The following is an 18205-nucleotide window of genomic DNA, read 5'->3' as shown; positions in this document are numbered from 1 at the left end:
GGTCGGTGCCGTCTCCCCCACGTGGGGGAGAGGGCACCCTCGCACGGGGGAGGGAGGTGGCCGGGGCGGACGGCGAATCTTGAGCCATGAACCGCATCGAGATCCGCGAACTGACCAAGGACCACGGCACCCGACGGGTCGTGGACCACCTCACCTTCGACGTCCTGCCGGGCAGGGTCACCGGGTTCCTGGGGCCCAACGGCGCCGGCAAGTCCACCACCATGCGCCTGATCCTGGGCCTGGACCGGCCCACCACCGGCAGCGCCGTCATCGCCGGGCGCCGGTTCACCGACCTGCGCGACCCGCTGCGCGAGGTGGGCGCCCTGCTCGATCCGCAGGCGCCCCGCGCCGGGCGCAGGGCCCGGGACCACCTCCTCGCGCTCGCCGTCGCCAACGGCATCCCGGCGGCCCGGGTGGACGAGGTCCTCGAACAGGCCGGCATCGCGGCGGTCGCCCGCCGTCGGACCGGCACCTTCTCACTCGGCATGCGCCAGCGCCTGGGCATAGCCGCCGCCCTGCTGGGCGACCCGGCGGTCCTGCTGCTGGACGAGCCGACCAACGGCCTCGACCCGGAAGGGATCATCTGGATCCGCGAGCTGATGCGAAGCCTCGCCGCCGAGGGGCGGACGGTCTTCGTCTCCAGCCACCTGATGGCCGAGTCCGCCTCTTTCGTGGACCACCTCGTCGTCCTCGGGCAGGGCAGACTGCTCGCCGACACCCCGCTCCGGGAGTTCATCGACGCCCGCAGCACCCCGAGGGTGCGGCTGCGGACCGCCGACCCGGACCGGCTGGCGGCCGCCCTGGCCCGCGAGGGCCTGCACATGGCCGCCGCCGAGGACGGGCGCTGGACCGTCGACGGCGTACAGGCCGAACGGATCGGGGCCCTCGCCGCCCGGGAGGGCATCGCCGTACTCGAACTCTCCGACGAGCGGGCCTCACTGGAGCAGGCCTACCTGGAACTCACCGCCGACCGCACCCCCTACTCCGCCACCGCCGCCTGAACCCGATGGGAGCCACCGCCGTGACCGCCGCCGCCCTGCCCACCGCCCCCGTCCTGCACTCGGAATGGATCAAGATACGGTCCGCCCGCGCGGTCCTCGGATCGCTGGTGGCCGTTTTCGCCGCCACCGCGGGCGTCACCGTCCTCACCGCCGCCGCCATCGGCACCTCCGAGCCCGGAGCCATGGGCGAGGACCGCCTGCTCGGGGCGTTCTTCGGAATCAACTTCGGTCAGATAGCGGCCATCGCCTTCGGCGCGACCGCCTTCGCCGACGAGTTCCGGCCCGGCGCGCTGAGGGTCTCGCTCACCGCCGTGCCCAACAGGACCCGCCTGTACCTGTCCAAGGCCGCCGCCGTGGCCGGCCTCGCCTTCGTCGTCGGACAGTTCACCGGCCTCGTCACCTTCGTCGCCGGGCAGGCGTTCATGGGGGACGACGCCCTCTCCCTCGGCGACCCCGGGACGGTGCGCGCCGTCTTCGGCAGCGGCGTCTACCTGACGCTGATCGCCTTGCTGTCGGCCGGTCTCACCGCGCTGGTGCGCAGCGGCGCCCTGGTGATGAGCCTGCTCATACCCTTCCTGCTGATCGTGCCCTTCGTGGTGGGCCAGGTCGTGGGCGGGGCCATGCAGTTCATGCCGGACCGGGCGGGCCAGATGGTGATGAGGGCGCAGGCGGACGGGTCGCTGGGGCCCTGGAGCGGTCTCGCGGTGGCCGGGCTGTGGGCCCTCGCGGCCCTGGCCGCGGGCTGGCTGGCCGTGCGGCGCCGCGACGCGTGACACCGGGCCAGTTGTCAGTGCTCCGCCCGATACTGACGGCATGACCACGGCAGACCATCTCGACACGATCGACCGGCTGCGGACACTGGCATTCCCGCCCGGCCCGGTCGTGTCCGGCGAACAGAGCGCGGGCCCGGGTCACCACCTGGTGCAGCTCAGCCGGACGCGCGACTTCTGGGACGACGACGGCTCCGGCTGGGAGGAGGCCGAGGAGCAGATCAGCGCCGAGTACGCCGCGCTCACCCAGGCCGTGACCGACCGGTGGGGGCCGCCGCAGGTGTTCGCCCTGGCGTCGCTGCTGGACCGGGGGTTCGACGGGGAGGAGATACCGGAGCCGTGGGACGAGCTGTGCAACACCACCGACCACGTGCACCTGTGGCGGGTCGGGGACCGGTGGCTGGTGGTCTGCGTGACCCAGTGGGACAGGGAGTTCCCCTTCATGCTGACGGCAGGGGTCACCGTCGTCGACCCGCCGTAGCCGGCGGCGGGAGTCAGGAGCCGTCGGATTCCGCGGCCAGGCGCAGGCGGGCGTATTCCTCGGCCATGGACTCGGCGGTCCAGTGGGCGTTCAGGCCGCTGGGGTTGGGCAGGGCCCAGATGCGGGTGGCGCCGATGGTGCGCTCCTGGGGGCCGATCCGGGCCTTCCGCTCCCCGAAGGCCGTGCGGTACGCGGTGACGCCGACCACGGCGAGCCACTGGGGGCGCAGCCGCTCCACCTTGGCCGTCAGGATCCGGCCGCCCTCGCGGAACTCCTCGGCGCTCAGCTCGTCGGCGCGGGCGGTGGCCCGGGCGACGACGTTGGTGATGCCCAGGCGGTAGGACAGCAGCTCTTGCTGCTCCTCGGGGGCGAGCCTGCGGGGGGTGAAGCCCGACAGGTGCAGGACCGGCCAGAAACGGTTGCCGGGGCGGGCGAAGTGGTGGCCCGTCGCGGCGGAGAGGAGACCCGGATTGATCCCGCAGAACAGCACACGCAGACCGCCCGCGACCACGTCCGGGAGGACGCGGCCGCGGGCGGCTTCGAGCTCGTCGGGGGTCAGAGGATCGACCCCGGAGCGTAACCGGCGGCCTCCGGGTGCTCCTTGGCTACGGCCTCGATACGGGAGACCACGGCGGCGACCTGGTCACCCGCGGCACCCGTGAAGGAGAGCTTGTCGGCCATGAGGGCGTCCAGCTGCGCACGGTCCAGCGGCATCCGCTCGTCGGCCGCCAGCTTGTCCAGCAGCTCGTTGCGCTCGGCGCCCTGCTCGCGCATGGCCAGAGCGGAGGCCACGGCGTGCTCCTTGATGACCTCGTGCGCGGCCTCGCGGCCCACACCGGCCCGCACCGCGCCCATCAGCACCTTGGTGGTGGCGAGGAACGGCAGGTAGCGGTCCAGCTCGCGGGCCACGACGGCCGGGAAGGCGCCGAACTCGTCGAGGACCGTCAGGAAGGTCTCCAGCAGGCCGTCGAAGGCGAAGAACGCGTCGGGCAGGGCCACCCGGCGGACGACGGAGCAGGAGACGTCGCCCTCGTTCCACTGGTCGCCGGCCAGCTCGGCCGTCATCGAGGCGTAGCCGCGCAGGATGACCATGAGGCCGTTCACGCGCTCGCAGGAGCGGGTGTTCATCTTGTGCGGCATCGCGGAGGAGCCGACCTGGCCGGGCTTGAAGCCCTCGGTGACCAGCTCGTGGCCGGCCATCAGGCGGATCGTCTTCGCGATCGAGGAGGGGGCGGCGGCCAGCTGGACCAGGGCCGAGACCACGTCGTAGTCCAGCGAGCGCGGGTAGACCTGGCCGACCGAGGTGAACGCCTGGGCGAAGCCGAGGTGGGTGGCGATCCGCTGCTCCAGGTCGGCCAGCTTGGAGGCGTCGCCGCCCAGCAGGTCCAGCATGTCCTGGGCGGTGCCGACCGGGCCCTTGATCCCGCGCAGCGGGTAGCGCTGGAGGAGGTTCTCCAGGCGGTCGTAGGCGACGAGCAGCTCGTCGGCGGCGGTCGCGAAACGCTTGCCCAGCGTGGTCGCCTGCGCGGCCACGTTGTGGGAGCGGCCGGCCATGACCAGCTCGGCGTGCTCGCCGGCGAGCTTGCCGAGGCGGGCCAGGACGGCGACCGTGCGGTCGCGCACCAGCTCCAGCGAGAGCCGGATCTGCAGCTGCTCGACGTTCTCGGTGAGGTCGCGGGAGGTCATGCCCTTGTGGACGTGCTCGTGGCCGGCGAGGGCGTTGAACTCCTCGATCCGGGCCTTCACGTCGTGCCGGGTGACCTTCTCGCGCTCGGCGATGGAGGCGAGGTCGACGGTCTCCAGGACGCGCTCGTAGTCGGCGAGGGCGGCGTCGGGGACCTCGATGCCGAGGTCCTTCTGGGCGCGCAGCACGGCGAGCCACAGCCGCCGCTCCAGCGTGACCTTGTACTCGGGGGACCACAGGACGGCGAGCTCCGCGGAGGCGTAGCGGCCGGCCAGGACATTGGGGATGCGGGGCTTGGCAGTCACGTGTAGGGATTCTACTTGGGCCGCGGCTGTGCGTTTACGCAGGTAGGGGCAGCCCTCGGGATTGTGGGTTGCTACGAGAGCGGCGGGGTCCCGTACGGCAGCAGCTCCGGCCGCTTCGCGGGGCGGCCGTCCCCCGAGGAGCGGCCCGTCAGCCGGCGCCCGATCCAGGGGAGCAGGTGCTGCCGGGCGAAACGCAGGTCCTCGGCCCGGCGCACGGGCCAGCCCGGCGCGGTGGCGGGAGGCAGCGGCGCCCGCCAGTCCTCCTCGGCCGGCAGGCCCAGAGTCTGCCAGACGGCCTCGGCCACCCTGCGGTGACCCTCCGGGGTCAGGTGCAGCCGGTCCACGTCCCACAGCCGCGGGTCCCCGAGGACGGGCGCCCCGTACAGGTCCACCAGCAGCGCCCCGTGCCGTGCGGCGAGTCCTTCGAGGATGCCGAAGAGCTCCTCCATGCGCGGCCGGAAGCGCTCCATCACCGGGCCGTCCCGGCCGGGCGAGCGCATCAGCACCAGGTGCTTGCACGACGGGGCGAGGAGCTCCACCGCGCCCTCCAGGTGCGCCCGGACCCGGCCCATGTCCACCTTGGGGCGCAGCGCGTCGTTGAGCCCGCCCACCAGGGTCACCACGTCCGCGCCCATCGCGGCGGCGGCAGGGGCCTGGTCCTCGGCGATCTGGCCGATCAGCTTGCCGCGCACCGCGAGGTTCGCGTAGCGGAAGCCCGGCTCGCGCGCGGCGAGCCGGGCGGCCAGCAGGTCGGCCCAGCCCCGGTAGGAGCCGTCCGGCAGCAGGTCGGACATCCCCTCGGTGAAGGAGTCCCCGACCGCGACAAAACTGGTGTACGACGCATTCATCTCCATGGCGGAGCGATGCTACCGCGCGGTACGGCTTCCTTCCCAGGCCCTCTAGGCGGAGGCGGGCCGGCCGAACAGCTCGCGCAGCACGTCCTCCATCGTCACCAGCCCGGCGAGGGCCCCGTCCGCCCCGAGGACCGCTGCCAGGTGCGTACGGCTGCGCCGCATGGCGGTCAGCACGTCGTCCAGCGGGGTCTCCGCCCGTACCTGCGCGATCGGGCGCAGCGCGGACTGCGGGAAGGGCTCGTCCCGTTCCAGCACGTCCAGGGCGTCCTTGACGTGCAGGTACCCCAGGATCCGCTGCCGGGCGTCGACCACCGGGAAGCGGGAGTACCCCGACTCGGCGGACAGCGCCTCCAGAGCGGCCGCGGTGATGCCCTGCCGGGCCGTGACGACCCGGTCCACGGGCAGCGCCACGTCCGTGACGGGGCGCCGGCCCAGTTCGAGGGCGTCGTGCAGCCGCTCGCTCGCCCGGTCGTCGATGAGCCCGGCGTCACTGGAGTCCTTCACCATCCGGGCCAGCTCGTCGTCCGAGAACGTCGCCGCGACCTCGTCCTTCACGTCCACCCGCAGCAGCCGCAGCAGGGTGTTGGCGAAGGCGTTCACCGTGAAGATCACCGGCCTGAGCCCGCGGGTCAGGGCGACCAGCGGCGGCCCCAGCGCCAGAGCGGTGCGCACCGGCTCGGCCAGCGCCACGTTCTTCGGGACCATCTCGCCGAACAGCATGTGCAGGTACGTGGCCAGCGCCAGGGCGATCACGAAGGAGATCGCGTGCGTCACTCCGGACGGCACCCCGACCGCGTCGAGCAGCGGGCTCAGCAGATGCGCGATGGCCGGCTCGGCCACCACGCCGAGCACCAGGGTGCACAGGGTGATGCCGAGCTGCGCCGCCGCCATCAGGGCCGACACGTGCTCCAGGCCCCACAGCACCGCGCGGGCCCGCCGGTCGCCCTGCTCGGCGTACGGCTCGATCTGGCTGCGCCGGACGGAGATCAGCGCGAACTCCGCGCCGACGAAGAAGGCGTTGACGACCAGCGTCGCCAAGCCGATCAGCAGCTGGATCGCGGTCATCGGGTCTCCTCCCCGGTCTCGTCGCCGACGGGTCCGTCCGGTTCGTGCAGGAGCACGCGGGCGGCCCGGCGCCCACTGGCGTCGACCACGTCCAGGCGCCAGCCGTCCAGCTCCAGGCGGTCGCCGACGGCCGGGATCCGGCCCAGCTCGGTGGCTATCAGCCCGGCCAGGGTCTCGTACGGTCCCTCGGGCACCCGCAGGCCGATCCGCCGGAGCTGGTCGGTGCGCGCGGCGCCGTCGGCCGAGTACAGGGCCCGGCCCGCCTCGTCCGTGCCGGCCGGGGCCAGGTCGGGGGTCTCGTGCGGGTCGTGCTCGTCGCGCACCTCGCCGACGACCTCCTCGACGATGTCCTCCAGCGTGGCCACTCCGGCCGTGCCGCCGTACTCGTCGATCACCACGGCCATCGTCTGCCTGCCCGACAGCCGGTCCAGCAGCCGGTCCACGGTCAGCGACTCCGGTACCAGGAGCGGCTCGCGCAGCAGCCCGGACACCGGATGGCGGTGCCGCTCGGCGGCGGGCAGGGCCAGTACGTCCTTGATGTGGACGATGCCGACCACGGTGTCGAGGCTGCCCCGGTAGACGGGGAAGCGCGACAGCCCGGTGGCCATGGTCGCGTTGGCCACGTCCTCGGCGGTGGTGTGCACGTCGAGGGCCGTGACCTGGACGCGCGGGGTCATCACGTTCTCCGCGATCAGGTCGGCGAGGTTCAGGGTCCGCACGAACAGCTCGGCGGTGTCCTTCTCCAGCGCGCCGGCCTTGGCGGAGTGCCGGGCCAGCGCCACCAGCTCCTGCGGGCTGCGGGCGGAGGCCAGCTCCTCGGCGGGCTCCATGCCCATGCGCCGGACCATGTGGTTGGCGGTGGTGTTCAGGTGGCTGATCAGCGGCCTGAAGGCGCGCGAGAAGACCCGCTGCATGGTCGCCACGCGTTTGGCGATCGCCAGCGGCGAGGAGATCGCCCAGTTCTTGGGGACCAGTTCGCCGACGACCATCAGGACCACCGTCGACAGGGCGGTGCCGAGGACCAGGGCGGTGGAGGACGCGGCGCCGGCCGACAGGCCCATGTCCTGGAACGGGCCCGTGAGCAGGGCCGCGATCGAGGGCTTGGAGATCATGCCGATGACCAGGCCGGTCACGGTGATGCCGAGCTGTGCTCCGGAGAGCTGGAAGGTGAGGCTGCGGACCGCGGCCAGGGCGCTGTCCGCCCCGCGCTCGCCGCGCTCGACGGCCCGTTCGAGCTCGCTGCGCTCGACGGTCGTCAGCGAGAACTCGGCGGCGACGAACACTCCACAGGCGAGACAGAGCAGCAGCGCCACGATGAGCAGGAGTACCTCGGTCATCGATCGTTCACCTCCGTCCCATGTTCGGTCAGGAGGAGGGGGGCCGCGCGATGTCGCGTGCCGGGATGTCGGTGACTGGGAGGCTCGCCCATGGGCGGACGCTCACACCTTTCGTCGTGGATCGGGGAAACCGTTCACCACATGGTAAAGGAAAGGCAAAGGGAATGGCTCATCCTTTTGGGCGAGCGGCCGCGGATGGTGGGATCCGGGAATGAACGATCTTCACATCGGCCCCGCTTCGCCCCCTGACCTGCCCGCCGTCCTGGAGTTCTGGAAGGGCGCCGCCAAGGGCGCGAGCATCAGCGACGACCTGGCCGGAGTCGAACGGATGCACGCGCGCGACCCCGAGGCCCTGCTGCTCGCCCGGCGCGACGGCGAGCTCGTCGGCACCGTGATCGCGGGCTTCGACGGCTGGCGCTGCCACCTCTACCGGCTCGCCGTGCACCCCGGCCACCGCCGGCAGGGCATCGGCTCCGCGCTGCTGGCGGCCGCCGAAGAGCGGTTCGCGGCGCTGGGCGGCCGGCGCGCCGACGCGATGGTGCTCGACGGGAACGGGCAGGCGCACGGGGCGTGGCGGGCGGCCGGCTACGGCCCCGAGGACATCTGGACCCGCTGGGTCAAGCCGCTCGCGGGCTGAACCGCACCCCGGACGGCCGACCGGGTGAACTCATTTCTCGCACTGGGCCGTCAGGTTCCGTTCCTCCTCCGTGAGGACGGAGTCCTCCCCGTTCTCCCCGGCGTTCTTGGCACAGGCCGAGGCCTGGAGGCCGAGCTGCGCCGCCCGGGCCCGCGCCTCGTCGAGACCGTCGGCCGTGATCGTCGCCTCCACCTGCTTGCGCTGGTACACCGGCAGGTACCGCAGCTCGATCTCGGGGTGATCGGTCTCCAGCTCCCACAGGGGCGTGCCGCCCAGCTTCTGGCTGATGCCCCGGAACACCGCGACGTGCCCGTCGTTCACGCCGACGAAGTACTGAGTCCGGGTCCACTGGTAGCCGCCGTACGAGCCCCCGGCCACCAGGACCGCCGCCACCGCGAACAGGACCACGCCGCGCAGGGCCCTGCGCGGTGGCGGCGCCTGCCGGGGCGGCGTGTAGCGGGGGCCGGGCGTCCTCCCGGCGGAGGCGCGGCGCCGGGAGGGGAGCGCTGCGGCGGCACGGCCCCCCGACGCGGCCGCGGGCCGCGGCTCCGGCTCCGGCTCCGGCTCCGGTACCGGCCTCGGCGTGGTCGGCGCGGCCTCCGGAGCGGAAGGAGGGAAGGCGGGCTTCGGCGGCACGACCGGCGCGAGCAGCTCCATGGCGCCGGCCACCGTCAGCCGCGCGTCCGGGTCCCTCTCCAGCAGCCCCATGATCAGCGGCTCCAGGCGGCCCGCGTGCCGCGGCGGCGGGACGGCCTCGTGCACGACCGCGTACTGCGAGCCGACCTTGGTCTCCCGCTTGAACGGCGACACGCCCTCGACGGCCTCGTACAGGGTCGTCCCGAGGGAGAACAGGTCACCCGGGGCGCCGCCCTTCTCGCCCCGGGCGCGCTCCGGCGAGAGGTACGGCATCGAACCGATGACCACACCGGTCCCCGTCAGGCCGTCGTCCGCCTCGTTGAGGGCGATCCCGAAGTCGGCCAGCAGGATCCGGTCGTCCTCGGTCAGCATCACGTTGGCCGGCTTGACGTCGCGGTGGACGATGCCCTCCGCGTGCGCCGCGCCGAGCGCCTTCAGCAGCGCCGACGCCACCTGCGCGACCTCCTCCACCGGCAGCCGGTGCTCCACCCGCAGGCGTTCCTGCAGCGTCGAGCCGCTGACGAGCTCCATCACGATCCACGGCACCCCGCCCACGAGGGTGACGTCGTGGACCGTGACCACGTTCGGGTGATCGCGCAGTCTGGCCGCGCTGCGGGCCTCCCGCAGGGCGCGCTCCAGACGGTCCGCCGGGTCGGGGGCCGAGGGCCCCGAGGGCAGGAGCAGCTCCTTGACGGCCACGTAGGTGTCGAGCTGTACGTCGTGCGCCTTCCAGACCCGCCCCATCCCGCCGGCCCCAAGGGCCCGGACCAGCCGGTACCGGTGGTTGACCAGCTGTCCCGGCTGCGCCTCGTGTGCCACGCTCCCCCTCCGCTCCACTCCTGACACGACCCCGGGCCGCGCCGGACCGCGCGGCCCCGGCTCGATTGTGGTGCCTGCCGGGGGCGTCTGACTGCCGGTCCGCCGGAAGGGGTACGGGAACGGTCCGGCGGTTCAGTCGTCCAGGCGGCGGGCCGAGCCGATGACGCAGTACGACGTGGGGAGCGCCGGGCCGCGCTCGGGCAGGCGGAAGGAGCGGTGCGAGGTGATCCGGAATCCGGCCGCCTCGATCGCGGCGAGCGGGTCGCGCGCCGTGTGGCAGCCGCCGAACAGGCGGGGCCACACCGTCCGGTCGAGTGCCCGCTGGACGCCGGCCATCCCCGGGCCGGGAGCCAGCCCGTGCTCCAGGAACCGGAGTTCGGCGCCCGGGCGCAGCACCCGGTGCAGTTCGGCGAGGGCGCGCGGCAGGTTGCGTACGGTGCACAGCACCAGCGAGGCGACCGCGACGTCGAAGGCCTCGCTCTTGACCGGGAGCGCCTCGGCGACACCCGGTACGAGGTCCACCGGCACCTCGGCGCGCAGCGCGGCGGCCGCGGCGAGCCGGCGCAGGGTGCGCTCCGGCTCGATGGCGACCACCTCGGACACGGCGGCGGGGTAGTGGGCGAAGTTCAGGCCGTTGCCCGCGCCGATCTCGACGACCCGCCCGGAGACGCCCTCCAGGAGCTCCCGGCGCAGGGCGCCGATGCCGGCGCGGGTTTCGGCGGCGGTGCTGGCGCGGGCGTAGAACCGGGCGAAGTACGGGTGGTGGACCGGATCGGGGACGGGGCTGGGCATGGCGGGCCTCCGGGCGCGGACGGGCGGCGGACGGACGACACGGCTGCGCGTGCCCTTCGGGGCTGTTCCCCACCCGGGCCCGCCCCGAAACCGGCTCCGTTCGGGCGACGGAAGCGATAATCGGCTCTCCGGCCACCGCACTTGGGGCCGCGCACAGGAGGAGAGCGGAACCTTGACATCCCGTACGACAGCCGTCCGGGGCGCGGCCGCCGCGCTGCTCGCCGCCGCGGCCCTCCTGCTCGCCGGCTGCGATTCCGCCCCGGCGCCGGCGCCCCGGGCCCAGGCGCCCGCGGCCGATCCGAACGCCGCGTTCCTCGCGGAGGTCGCCGCGCGCTGTGCCACCGCCACGGCCCCCGCCTCGCCGACGGCCGCCGCCACCGGGGGCACGCCGGCGGATCCGGAGTCGCGCAAGTACGCCGAGAACCACGCCTACCGGCAGCAGACGGAGCTGGGCCCTGCCGCCCGCTGCCGAGGGGAGGCCCACGCGGCCCGGATCAGGGCGAAGCTGGCCTCCGCACCCGCGGCGAACCCGGCCGAGCTGACCGGGCTGCTGCGCGGCCTCGGCTACCCCGTCGGCAGCGGTGACGTGTACGAGGGGAACCCCGCCCAGGGACCGGGCTTCGCGCTGATGCTGCCCGGCACGGGCCCCTGTGTGTCGGGGCGGGCCGCGGACCCCGCCCGGGTCGAGGCGCACGGGGTGTACGTGGAGGGCGGCTGCAAGGAGCCGGCGGGGGGCCACTGACCCGCCGCCGGCGCCCGCCGCGCGTCACGTCAGGCGGGCCGCTTCAGGCCGGCCACCGGGCGAGGAAGGACTCCGCCGACCAGGTGCCGTCCAGCGGGGCGCCCAGCCACTCCGGCGCGGCCGCGCGGAAGGCGGCGGGCTCCAGGGCGCCGGCCCCCTCCGGCACGGCCCCCAGCAGCGGGAGCCCGGACTTGGGGAGGTCGGCGAGGTTGCACCGGGAGGCCAGGTCGGGGGCGGCGGGCCAGCTGCCGACCACCACCCCGAGCGCGCTGACGGACCGGGCCGCGAGGGCCTCGGCCGTCAGGTCGGTGGCGTTCAGCGTGCCCAGCCCCGCAGGGGCCACGACCAGCACCGGCGCCGCCATCAGCCGCGCGACGTCCGCCAGGGTGTGGCCCTCCTCGTCGAAGCGCACGAGCAGCCCGCCCGCGCCCTCCACCAGCACCAGGTCGTGCTCGGCGGCCAGCCGGGCGGCCGCCTCCGCGATCCCGGCGGGGGTCAGCGTCGCCAGCCCGGAGCGCCGCGCGGCGGTGTCCGGGGCCAGGGGCTCGGGGTAGCGGGCCAGCTCCCGCGCCGTCACGGCCGGGCCGGCGAGCCGTACGACCTCGGCGGCGTCACCGGGCTCGTCCGGGCCGACCCCGGTCTGGGCGGGCTTGAGCACCGCCACCGAGCGCCCGGCGGCCAGGGCGGCCGTCGCGACGGCCGCGGTGACCACCGTCTTGCCGATCTCCGTGCCGGTACCGGACACGACGACTACGGACATCTCAGCCTTCCTGCGCCGCTGCGACGGCCGCGCGGCAGATCCGGGCCACGTCGGCGTCGCCGGTGACGAACGGGGGCATGGTGTAGATCAGGTCGCGGAACGGGCGCAGCCAGACGCCCTCGCGGACCGCCGCGCGGGTGGCGGCCCACACGTCGACCGGGTGGTCGAGCTGGATCACGCCGATGGCCCCGAGCACGCGTACGTCCTTGACCCCGGGCACGGCGCGGGCCTCGGCGAGGCCCTCGCGCAGGCCCGCCTCGATCCGCTTGACCTCCCCGGCCCAGTCCTGGCCGAGCAGCAGGTCGATCGAGGCCAGGGCCACGGCCGTGGCGAGCGGGTTGCCCATGAAGGTCGGCCCGTGCGCCAGCAACGGGACCTCGCCCTGCGAGATCCCGTCGGCGATCCGCTCGGTGCACAGGGTGGCCGCGAGGGTGAGGTAGCCGCCGGTCAGGGACTTGCCCAGGCACATGACGTCCGGGGTGATGCCCGCGTGGTCGGCGGCGAAGAGCGCGCCCGTGCGGCCGAAGCCCGTCGCGATCTCGTCCAGGATCAGCAGGACCCCGTACTCGTCGCACAGTTCGCGCAGCACCCGCAGGTGGCCCGGGTGGTGGAAGCGCATGCCGCCCGCGCCCTGGACCACCGGCTCCACGATCACCGCGGCCAGCTCGTCGGCGTGCGCGGCGACCAGCGAGCGCAGGTGGTCCGCGTACGCGGGGTCCACGGGGGTGTCGAAGTCCCCGGGCGGGGCGTCGGCGAAGACCTGCCGGGGCAGGTGGCCCTGCCACAGCTCGTGCATGCCGCCGTCGGGGTCGCACACGGCCATCGGCTGCCAGGTGTCGCCGTGGTAGCCGCCGCGCCACGTCAGCAGCCGGGTCTTGCCGGTGCGGCCCAGCGAACGCCAGTACTGCAGGCACATCTTGACGGCGACCTCGACGGCCACCGACCCGGAGTCGGCGAGGAAGACGTGCTCCAGCCCGGCCGGGGTGATCTCCACCAGCCGGGCGGCCAGCCGGACGGCGGGCTCGTGGGTGAGCCCGCCGAACATCACGTGCGACATCCGGCCCAGCTGCGAGGCCGCGGCCTCGTTCAGCACCGGGTGGTTGTAGCCGTGGATCGCCGACCACCACGAGGACATGCCGTCGACCAGCTCCTCCCGCCCCTGGGCGGGGGAGGCGAGCCGCAGCCGGACCCCCGAGGCGGAGGAGACCACGAGGGTCTCCTGCCGCCCGGGCATCGGGCCGTACGGGTGCCAGACGTGCTGCCGGTCCAGGGCGAGCAGGTCCGCGGTGTCCGACGCGGGGTCGAGCGGGTCGTGCAGCGGGAACCGGTCACGCATTGGGGGCGATGTCCGTCCCCGCGCCGCGGCGGCGCACCGCCACCAGGTCCGAACGCACCTCTCCGGCCTCCGCCTGGGCGGGCGCAGGTGCCTGCGCGGCGTGTCCGGAGCAGCCGCCGCAGGCGGAGCCGCAGCCGTGGGCCCCGGCGTCGGCGCCGGCGTCGGCACCGGCCGCGGAACCGCAGCCGCCGGCCGAGGAACCGCACATGCCGCCGGCGGGCGCGGCGGCCGCCGCGGCGTCGGCGCGGTGCGCGGGCAGGGTGGTCGTACCGGCGCCCTCCACCTCGAAACCGGCGTCCGCGATCATGTCGAGGTCGGCCTGGCCGGCCTGGCCCTCACTGGTGAGGTAGTCGCCGAGGAAGATGGAGTTGGCGATGTTCAGCGCGAGCGGCTGCATCGAGCGCAGGTGCACCTCGCGGCCGCCGGCGATCCGGACCTCCACGTCGGGGCAGACGAAGCGGACCATCGCGAGGATCCGCAGGCAGCGCTGCGGGGTGAGGTTCCACTCCTTGGCCAGCGGGGTGCCCTCGAAGGGGATCAGGAAGTTGACCGGGACGGAGTCCGAGTCCAGCTCGCGCAGCGAGTAGACGACGTCGACCAGGTCCTCGTCGCTCTCGCCCATGCCGGCGATCAGGCCGGAGCAGGCCGACAGGCCCGCCGCGTGCGCCTTCTGCACCGTGTCGACGCGGTCCGCGTAGGTGTGCGTCTTGGTGATCTGGCCGTACGTGGCCTCGGAGGTGTTCAGGTTGTGGTTGTAGGCGTCCGCACCCGCCTCGCGGAGCTTCTCGGCCTGGCCCTCGGCGAGCAGGCCCAGGCAGGCGCAGACCTCGACGCCCTCGTTCTGCTCCTTGATGGCGGCGATCGTCTCGCCGACGCGGGCGACGTCGCGGTCGGTCGGACCGCGGCCGCTGGCCACGAGGCAGACCCGCTTGGCGCCGCCGGCGACACCGGCCGCGGCCGCCTTGGAGGCCTCGTCGGGCTTCAGCCACGTGTACTTGAGGATCTCGGCCTTCGACCCCAGGCGCTGGGAGCAGTACGAGCAGTCCTCGGGGCAGAGCCCCGATTTCAGGTTGACCAGGTAGTTCAGCTTGACGCGGCGCCCGAACCACTGGCGGCGCACCTTGCCGGCAGCGGCCACCACGTCGAGCAGTTCGTCGTCGGAGGTCGCCAGTACGGCGAGCGCCTCCTCGCGGGTCGGCAGCTCGCGCCGCAGTCCCTTTTCCACCAGGGTGTTCAGCAGGTCCATGCGCCCGATCCTGTCCCACGCGACCACTCCCGGCCAAGGAGAGATCGGACAACATGGCCGGAAGGAGGTGTGTGGATCGCCACACCAGCCCCTCGCGTCACGGCGGATAGGGTCGAGCAGATCTGTCGACTGCCGACAAAACGCGAGACACATCGCGAGACGCGACGCGAGGACCGCCGATGACCCAGCACACCCCGCAACCCGAGGACGTCTTCGCCTGGATCGACGGCGCGGAGCGCGTCCGAGAGCAGGCGGGGCTGGTGCGGACCCTGCGCCCGAGGCCCGCCTCCTCGCCCCTGCTGGACCTGGCGAGCAACGACTACCTGGGGCTGTCCCGGCACCCGGAGACCGTACGGGGTGCCTGCGCCGCGGCCGAGCGCTGGGGTGCCGGTGCCACTGGATCACGCCTGGTCACGGGCTCGACCGAACTTCATGCCGAACTGGAGCGGGAGCTCGCCGCGTTCACGGGCTTCGAGTCCGCTCTGGTGCTTTCGTCCGGATACGCCGCGAACCTGGCCGCCGTGACCGCGCTCAGCGGCCGGGGCACGCTCGTGGTCTCCGACGCCGGGAACCACGCCTCCATCGTCGACGGCTGCCGGCTCTCGCGGGCCGAGGTCGCGGTCACCCCGCACGGCGACCCGGAGACGGCCCGCAAGACCCTGGCCGGGCACGAGGGCCGGGCGCTGCTGGTGACCGACTCGGTCTTCTCCGTCGACGGGGACGCCGCCCCGCTCGACGGCTACCACGCCGCCTGCCGGGCCGAGGGCGCCGCGCTGGTCGTGGACGACGCGCACGGGCTGGGGGTGCTGGGCGAGGGCGGCCGCGGCGCGCTGCACGCCGCCGGGCTCGCGGGCGCGCCGGGGGTGGTCGCCACGGTGACCCTCTCGAAGTCACTGGGCAGCCAGGGCGGCGCGGTGCTGGGGCCGGCCAAGGTCATCCGGCACCTGGTCAACACGGCCCGCGCCTTCATCTTCGACACCGGGCTGGCCCCGGCCGCCGCCGGTGCGGCGCTGGCGAGCCTGCGCCTGCTGGAGCGGGAACCGGAGCGCGCGGCCCGGGTCCGGGAGGTGGCCGCCGAGCTGCACGGGCGGCTCACCGCGTCCGGCCTGACCGCGGCCCGGCCGGACGCGGCCGTGGTGTCGGTTCGGGCCCCGTCGGCTTCGGCGGCACTGCGCTGGGCCGCCGACTGCCGCGAGGCAGGTCTGTCCGTGGGGTGCTTCCGTCCGCCGTCGGTGCCGGACGGCATCTCCCGGCTGCGGCTGACGGCTCGGGCGGATCTCACGGGGGACGAGATCAGCCGGGCCGTCGGCACGGTCCTCGGGACCGCTCCGGCCGGGGCCACGGACCGCTAGGCGTCACGTCACACGTGCACGTCCGCCCTTACGGAGGCGAGGAAGCCGTCCCAGGCCGGCCCGGTGAAGAGCACGGCCGGGCCGTCCGTCCGCTTGGAGTCGCGGACGGCCAGCAGGCCGCCGCTGAGGGCGGCGGCTTCCACGCAGTTGTTCATTCCGGTGCTGCGGCTGCTCCGCCGCCACCGCGCGCTGTTCAGAAGTCCGCTGGTGGATAAGGGGGTTGCGGACACGGGGGTGCCTCCTTTTACGCGTCGTCAGCGATAGAGCTGATCAGATCCGACGAGTCACGGGGCGGGAGGGCGTGCGCCTGGATGGTGCGGAACGCGGCGCTGTACGCCTCTAGGTCTTCCTTCCGCTCCAGATAGAGGCTACTCGTCAAATGGTCGAGCACCACCACATCCAGATCGGCGATGTTCGGAAATGAGAAAATTACGAACGGTCCGGTCAGGCCGAGATGGCCCCCCACGGTGAACGGCAGCACCTGGAGCCGCACTTGGGGCAGCCGCGCCACCTCCACCAGGTGCCGCAGCTGCTCCTCCATCACCCCCGGCCCGCCGATCTGCCGGCGCAGCACCGCCTCGTCCAGCACGGCGCTCAGCTCCAGCGGCGGATCGGACCGCAGCACCGCCTGCCGGGCCAGCCGTACGTCCACCAGCGCGTCCACCTTCGGCTCCGGCAGCCCGCCCAGCGCGGCCCGGGTCACCGCCCGCGCGTAGTCCGGCGTCTGGAGCAGCCCCGGCACCACCGACAGCTCGACGGTCCGCGCCGACCGGGCACCGGCCTCCAGGCTGATGAAGTCCCGGTACTCCTGCGGGAGCAGGCCCCGGTAGTCGTGCCACCACTGCCGCCCCCGCGCCGCCTCCCCGCTCGCCGCCGGGCCGGCCGCCGAGGCGCCCAGGGCCTCCAGCAGTGCGCGCTGCTGGGCGCTCACCACGTCCCCGTAGGCGTCCAGCAGCAGCCGGATGTCCTCCGTCTTCACACCGCTGCGGCCCGTCTCGATCCGGCTGACCTTCGACTGGTGCCAGCCGACGATGCGGGCCACCTCGCCGCTGGTGAGTCCGGAGCGGTCGCGCAGGGCGCGCAGCTCCTCGCCGAGTTTGCGCCGACGTACCGCGGGACCGTGCTGCATACCCGCTCTCCTTCCACCGGCACACCTCGCACCAGTCTGCCGTCCAAATACGCTCTTCCGTAGCAGAGTTCACCGCATTGAGCGACAGATATATGCATATCTTGGGGGAACGGCGGAAACGGCGGCACGATGGGTGGCACTCTGGCGCTCAGCGTAGATCCGGGGCGGCTCCGTCCCGGTGGGAAAGGGACGTCGCCATGGCAGATCAGCTGGAAGCATCCGTCACTCTGCCGAGCGATCCGGTGTCGGTGGCCGCCGCCCGCCGCTACGTGGCGCGGGTACTGAGCGACTGGGGACTGCCCGAGGACGCGGGCACCGCGGACACCGTCCGGCTCATCGTCTCCGAACTCGCCACCAACTCCGTGCAGCACACCTTCGGCCAGTCGCCCACCTTCACCGTCGACGTCCGCCTCGAACGCGAGGAATGGCTGCGCGTCGGAGTGACGGACAGCCACCCGCGCTGGCCCAAGCGGCTCCCCGCCGCCGTCCAGCAGGACAACGGCCGCGGCATGGTCATCATCCGCTGGCTCGCCGCCGAGGCCGGCGGCCGGCTCTCGGTCACGCCCACCGAGGACGGCGGCAAGACCGTGTGGATCGCCCTGCCCTGGCCCGCCGACGCCTCCGCGCGCACCCTCAGGGGCTGTTGACCCGCCGGCCGCCGGCCGTAGCCGTATACGAACCGCCCCGCCGGGACCGGGGCGGAACCGAACCGAGTGCCTCCCCGAAACGTGGGTTAACTCGGCGGAAAACTGCGCGCCCTACGGTATGTTCCTCGCTCTTCCGCCAATGATCACCCACGCTCCGGTAAAGCGGCGGTGATGGGAGCGGAAAGGCTCGGCCTGTGTTGGGCAAGAGACGCTTGGCACGGATAAGCGCAGGTCAACAAAGTGTTGACGGCCGGTACGGTCGCTCCGGCGCGACGAAGACCATGTCCCGGAAGCTGGGTGATACAGGTGCAATTGACACCACATGAACAAGAGAGACTCCTGATCCATGTGGCCGCCGACGTGGCCGAGAAGCGCAGGGCGCGCGGGGTGCTCCTCAACCACCCCGAGGCCGTCGCCCTGATCACCTCGCACCTCCTCGAAGGGGCCCGCGACGGGCGGACCGTGGCCGAGCTGATGGCGTCCGGCCGCACCGTGCTCACCCGGGCGGAGGTCATGGAGGGCATCCCCGAGATGATCCACGACGTCCAGGTCGAGGCCACCTTCCCCGACGGCACCAAGCTCGTCACCGTCCACGACCCGATCGTCTGAGGG

20 protein-coding genes are annotated in these 18205 nt (G+C 73.6%); 8 read left to right on the top strand and 12 right to left on the bottom strand.

Translation table 11 applies throughout. From position 1 onward, the window contains the following. Positions 1-86: 86 nt before the first annotated feature. Genes ACQKM2_RS15095 through ACQKM2_RS15085 form a run of 3 tightly spaced genes read left to right on the top strand, consistent with a single transcriptional unit; the run spans position 87 to position 2252 of the window. Complete coding sequence (locus ACQKM2_RS15095) at positions 87-1001, top strand: ATP-binding cassette domain-containing protein (RefSeq protein WP_427709808.1); 915 nt, start codon at positions 87-89, stop codon at positions 999-1001. 5 nt (positions 1002-1006) lie between these two features. Further along, complete coding sequence (locus ACQKM2_RS15090) at positions 1007-1774, top strand: ABC transporter permease (RefSeq protein ID WP_427709807.1); 768 nt, start codon at positions 1007-1009, stop codon at positions 1772-1774. A 40-nt stretch (positions 1775-1814) separates the two neighbouring features. Continuing rightward, positions 1815-2252, top strand: coding sequence for a hypothetical protein (locus ACQKM2_RS15085; RefSeq protein WP_427709805.1), 438 nt, complete (start codon positions 1815-1817; stop codon positions 2250-2252). A 13-nt stretch (positions 2253-2265) separates the two neighbouring features. Here ACQKM2_RS15085 and mug read toward each other — a convergent pair whose 3' ends face one another. The 5 genes from mug to ACQKM2_RS15060 all read right to left on the bottom strand — a co-directional run bounded on the left by mug (position 2266) and on the right by ACQKM2_RS15060 (position 7497). After that, on the bottom strand, positions 2266-2811 hold the full coding sequence (gene mug / locus ACQKM2_RS15080) for a G/U mismatch-specific DNA glycosylase (protein ID WP_427709934.1): 546 nt from the start codon (positions 2809-2811) through the stop codon (positions 2266-2268). Beyond that, positions 2808-4241 (bottom strand): adenylosuccinate lyase, encoded by a 1434-nt coding sequence (purB, locus tag ACQKM2_RS15075; protein WP_427709803.1) that lies wholly within the window; start codon positions 4239-4241, stop codon positions 2808-2810. The genes mug and purB overlap by 4 nt, the downstream gene beginning before the upstream one ends. A gap of 71 nt (positions 4242-4312) precedes the next feature. Then, the gene (locus tag ACQKM2_RS15070) at positions 4313-5095 is read right to left on the bottom strand and encodes an SGNH/GDSL hydrolase family protein (protein ID WP_427709801.1); all 783 of its coding nucleotides are present in this window, start codon (positions 5093-5095) and stop codon (positions 4313-4315) included. A gap of 45 nt (positions 5096-5140) precedes the next feature. Beyond that, a complete protein-coding gene (locus ACQKM2_RS15065; RefSeq protein WP_427709799.1) occupies positions 5141-6160 on the bottom strand; it encodes a hemolysin family protein in 1020 nt (339 codons plus the stop codon). Beyond that, the gene (locus ACQKM2_RS15060) at positions 6157-7497 is read right to left on the bottom strand and encodes a hemolysin family protein (RefSeq protein ID WP_427709797.1); all 1341 of its coding nucleotides are present in this window, start codon (positions 7495-7497) and stop codon (positions 6157-6159) included. Before ACQKM2_RS15060 ends, ACQKM2_RS15065 begins: the two co-directional genes overlap by 4 nt. Positions 7498-7708: 211 nt before the next feature. Here ACQKM2_RS15060 and ACQKM2_RS15055 point away from each other — a divergent pair, with 211 nt between their 5' ends. After that, positions 7709-8134: a GNAT family N-acetyltransferase gene (locus ACQKM2_RS15055; RefSeq protein WP_427709795.1), complete on the top strand. Its 426-nt coding sequence runs from the start codon at positions 7709-7711 to the stop codon at positions 8132-8134. Between the two features lie 30 nt (positions 8135-8164). Here the strand turns inward: ACQKM2_RS15055 and ACQKM2_RS15050 are convergent, their stop codons facing one another. Both ACQKM2_RS15050 and ACQKM2_RS15045 read right to left on the bottom strand, forming a co-directional pair. Then, a complete protein-coding gene (locus ACQKM2_RS15050; RefSeq protein WP_427709793.1) occupies positions 8165-9589 on the bottom strand; it encodes a serine/threonine-protein kinase in 1425 nt (474 codons plus the stop codon). A 132-nt stretch (positions 9590-9721) separates the two neighbouring features. Beyond that, a complete protein-coding gene (locus ACQKM2_RS15045; RefSeq protein WP_427709791.1) occupies positions 9722-10381 on the bottom strand; it encodes a methyltransferase domain-containing protein in 660 nt (219 codons plus the stop codon). A gap of 172 nt (positions 10382-10553) precedes the next feature. Between ACQKM2_RS15045 and ACQKM2_RS15040 the strand changes: the two genes are divergently transcribed. Beyond that, positions 10554-11123, top strand: a complete 570-nt coding sequence (locus tag ACQKM2_RS15040) for a hypothetical protein (protein ID WP_427709789.1) — start codon at positions 10554-10556, stop codon at positions 11121-11123. Positions 11124-11166: 43 nt separating this feature from the next. Here the strand turns inward: ACQKM2_RS15040 and bioD are convergent, their stop codons facing one another. Genes bioD through bioB form a run of 3 tightly spaced genes read right to left on the bottom strand, consistent with a single transcriptional unit; the run spans position 11167 to position 14465 of the window. Continuing rightward, positions 11167-11883, bottom strand: a complete 717-nt coding sequence (gene bioD, locus ACQKM2_RS15035) for a dethiobiotin synthase (RefSeq protein ID WP_427709787.1) — start codon at positions 11881-11883, stop codon at positions 11167-11169. A 1-nt stretch (position 11884) separates the two neighbouring features. Further along, on the bottom strand, positions 11885-13201 hold the full coding sequence (locus ACQKM2_RS15030; protein WP_427709932.1) for an adenosylmethionine--8-amino-7-oxononanoate transaminase: 1317 nt from the start codon (positions 13199-13201) through the stop codon (positions 11885-11887). Positions 13202-13211: 10 nt separating this feature from the next. Then, the gene (gene bioB, locus ACQKM2_RS15025; RefSeq protein ID WP_427709786.1) at positions 13212-14465 is read right to left on the bottom strand and encodes a biotin synthase BioB; all 1254 of its coding nucleotides are present in this window, start codon (positions 14463-14465) and stop codon (positions 13212-13214) included. Positions 14466-14644: 179 nt separating this feature from the next. On the opposite strand from bioB, the gene ACQKM2_RS15020 reads away from it, so the two are divergent. Further along, positions 14645-15817, top strand: a complete 1173-nt coding sequence (locus tag ACQKM2_RS15020; RefSeq protein WP_427709784.1) for an 8-amino-7-oxononanoate synthase — start codon at positions 14645-14647, stop codon at positions 15815-15817. Positions 15818-15825: 8 nt separating this feature from the next. Here the strand turns inward: ACQKM2_RS15020 and ACQKM2_RS15015 are convergent, their stop codons facing one another. Both ACQKM2_RS15015 and ACQKM2_RS15010 read right to left on the bottom strand, forming a co-directional pair. Further along, positions 15826-16047, bottom strand: coding sequence for a DUF397 domain-containing protein (locus tag ACQKM2_RS15015; RefSeq protein WP_427709783.1), 222 nt, complete (start codon positions 16045-16047; stop codon positions 15826-15828). Between the two features lie 14 nt (positions 16048-16061). After that, positions 16062-16946, bottom strand: a complete 885-nt coding sequence (locus tag ACQKM2_RS15010) for a helix-turn-helix domain-containing protein (protein ID WP_427709781.1) — start codon at positions 16944-16946, stop codon at positions 16062-16064. A gap of 197 nt (positions 16947-17143) precedes the next feature. Here ACQKM2_RS15010 and ACQKM2_RS15005 point away from each other — a divergent pair, with 197 nt between their 5' ends. Next, complete coding sequence (locus ACQKM2_RS15005) at positions 17144-17593, top strand: ATP-binding protein (RefSeq protein ID WP_125603067.1); 450 nt, start codon at positions 17144-17146, stop codon at positions 17591-17593. Between the two features lie 306 nt (positions 17594-17899). Beyond that, positions 17900-18202: an urease subunit gamma gene (locus ACQKM2_RS15000; protein WP_361610790.1), complete on the top strand. Its 303-nt coding sequence runs from the start codon at positions 17900-17902 to the stop codon at positions 18200-18202. Positions 18203-18205 lie beyond the last annotated feature (3 nt).

It is taken from the genome of Streptomyces sp. NPDC004126 (genome assembly GCF_050275515.1).
Taxonomy (GTDB): Bacteria; Actinomycetota; Actinomycetes; order Streptomycetales; family Streptomycetaceae; genus Streptomyces.
The sequence above is the reverse complement of the archived record's forward strand: the minus strand, read 5'-3'. Positions and strand labels throughout refer to the sequence as shown.

What these genes read in the sequence shown, in the direction of transcription:
- ACQKM2_RS15095 (WP_427709808.1), top strand. Translation starts at nt 87, where the DNA reads ATGAACCGCATCGAGATCCGCGAACTGACCAAGGACCACGGCACCCGA.
- ACQKM2_RS15090 (WP_427709807.1), top strand. Translation starts at nt 1,007, where the DNA reads ATGGGAGCCACCGCCGTGACCGCCGCCGCCCTGCCCACCGCCCCCGTC.
- ACQKM2_RS15085 (WP_427709805.1), top strand. Translation starts at nt 1,815, where the DNA reads ATGACCACGGCAGACCATCTCGACACGATCGACCGGCTGCGGACACTG.
- ACQKM2_RS15070 (WP_427709801.1), bottom strand. Translation starts at nt 5,095, where the DNA reads ATGGAGATGAATGCGTCGTACACCAGTTTTGTCGCGGTCGGGGACTCC.
- ACQKM2_RS15065 (WP_427709799.1), bottom strand. Translation starts at nt 6,160, where the DNA reads ATGACCGCGATCCAGCTGCTGATCGGCTTGGCGACGCTGGTCGTCAAC.
- ACQKM2_RS15060 (WP_427709797.1), bottom strand. Translation starts at nt 7,497, where the DNA reads ATGACCGAGGTACTCCTGCTCATCGTGGCGCTGCTGCTCTGTCTCGCC.
- ACQKM2_RS15055 (WP_427709795.1), top strand. Translation starts at nt 7,709, where the DNA reads ATGAACGATCTTCACATCGGCCCCGCTTCGCCCCCTGACCTGCCCGCC.
- ACQKM2_RS15045 (WP_427709791.1), bottom strand. Translation starts at nt 10,381, where the DNA reads ATGCCCAGCCCCGTCCCCGATCCGGTCCACCACCCGTACTTCGCCCGG.
- bioD (WP_427709787.1), bottom strand. Translation starts at nt 11,883, where the DNA reads ATGTCCGTAGTCGTCGTGTCCGGTACCGGCACGGAGATCGGCAAGACG.
- bioB (WP_427709786.1), bottom strand. Translation starts at nt 14,465, where the DNA reads ATGGACCTGCTGAACACCCTGGTGGAAAAGGGACTGCGGCGCGAGCTG.
- ACQKM2_RS15020 (WP_427709784.1), top strand. Translation starts at nt 14,645, where the DNA reads ATGACCCAGCACACCCCGCAACCCGAGGACGTCTTCGCCTGGATCGAC.
- ACQKM2_RS15010 (WP_427709781.1), bottom strand. Translation starts at nt 16,946, where the DNA reads ATGCAGCACGGTCCCGCGGTACGTCGGCGCAAACTCGGCGAGGAGCTG.
- ACQKM2_RS15005 (WP_125603067.1), top strand. Translation starts at nt 17,144, where the DNA reads ATGGCAGATCAGCTGGAAGCATCCGTCACTCTGCCGAGCGATCCGGTG.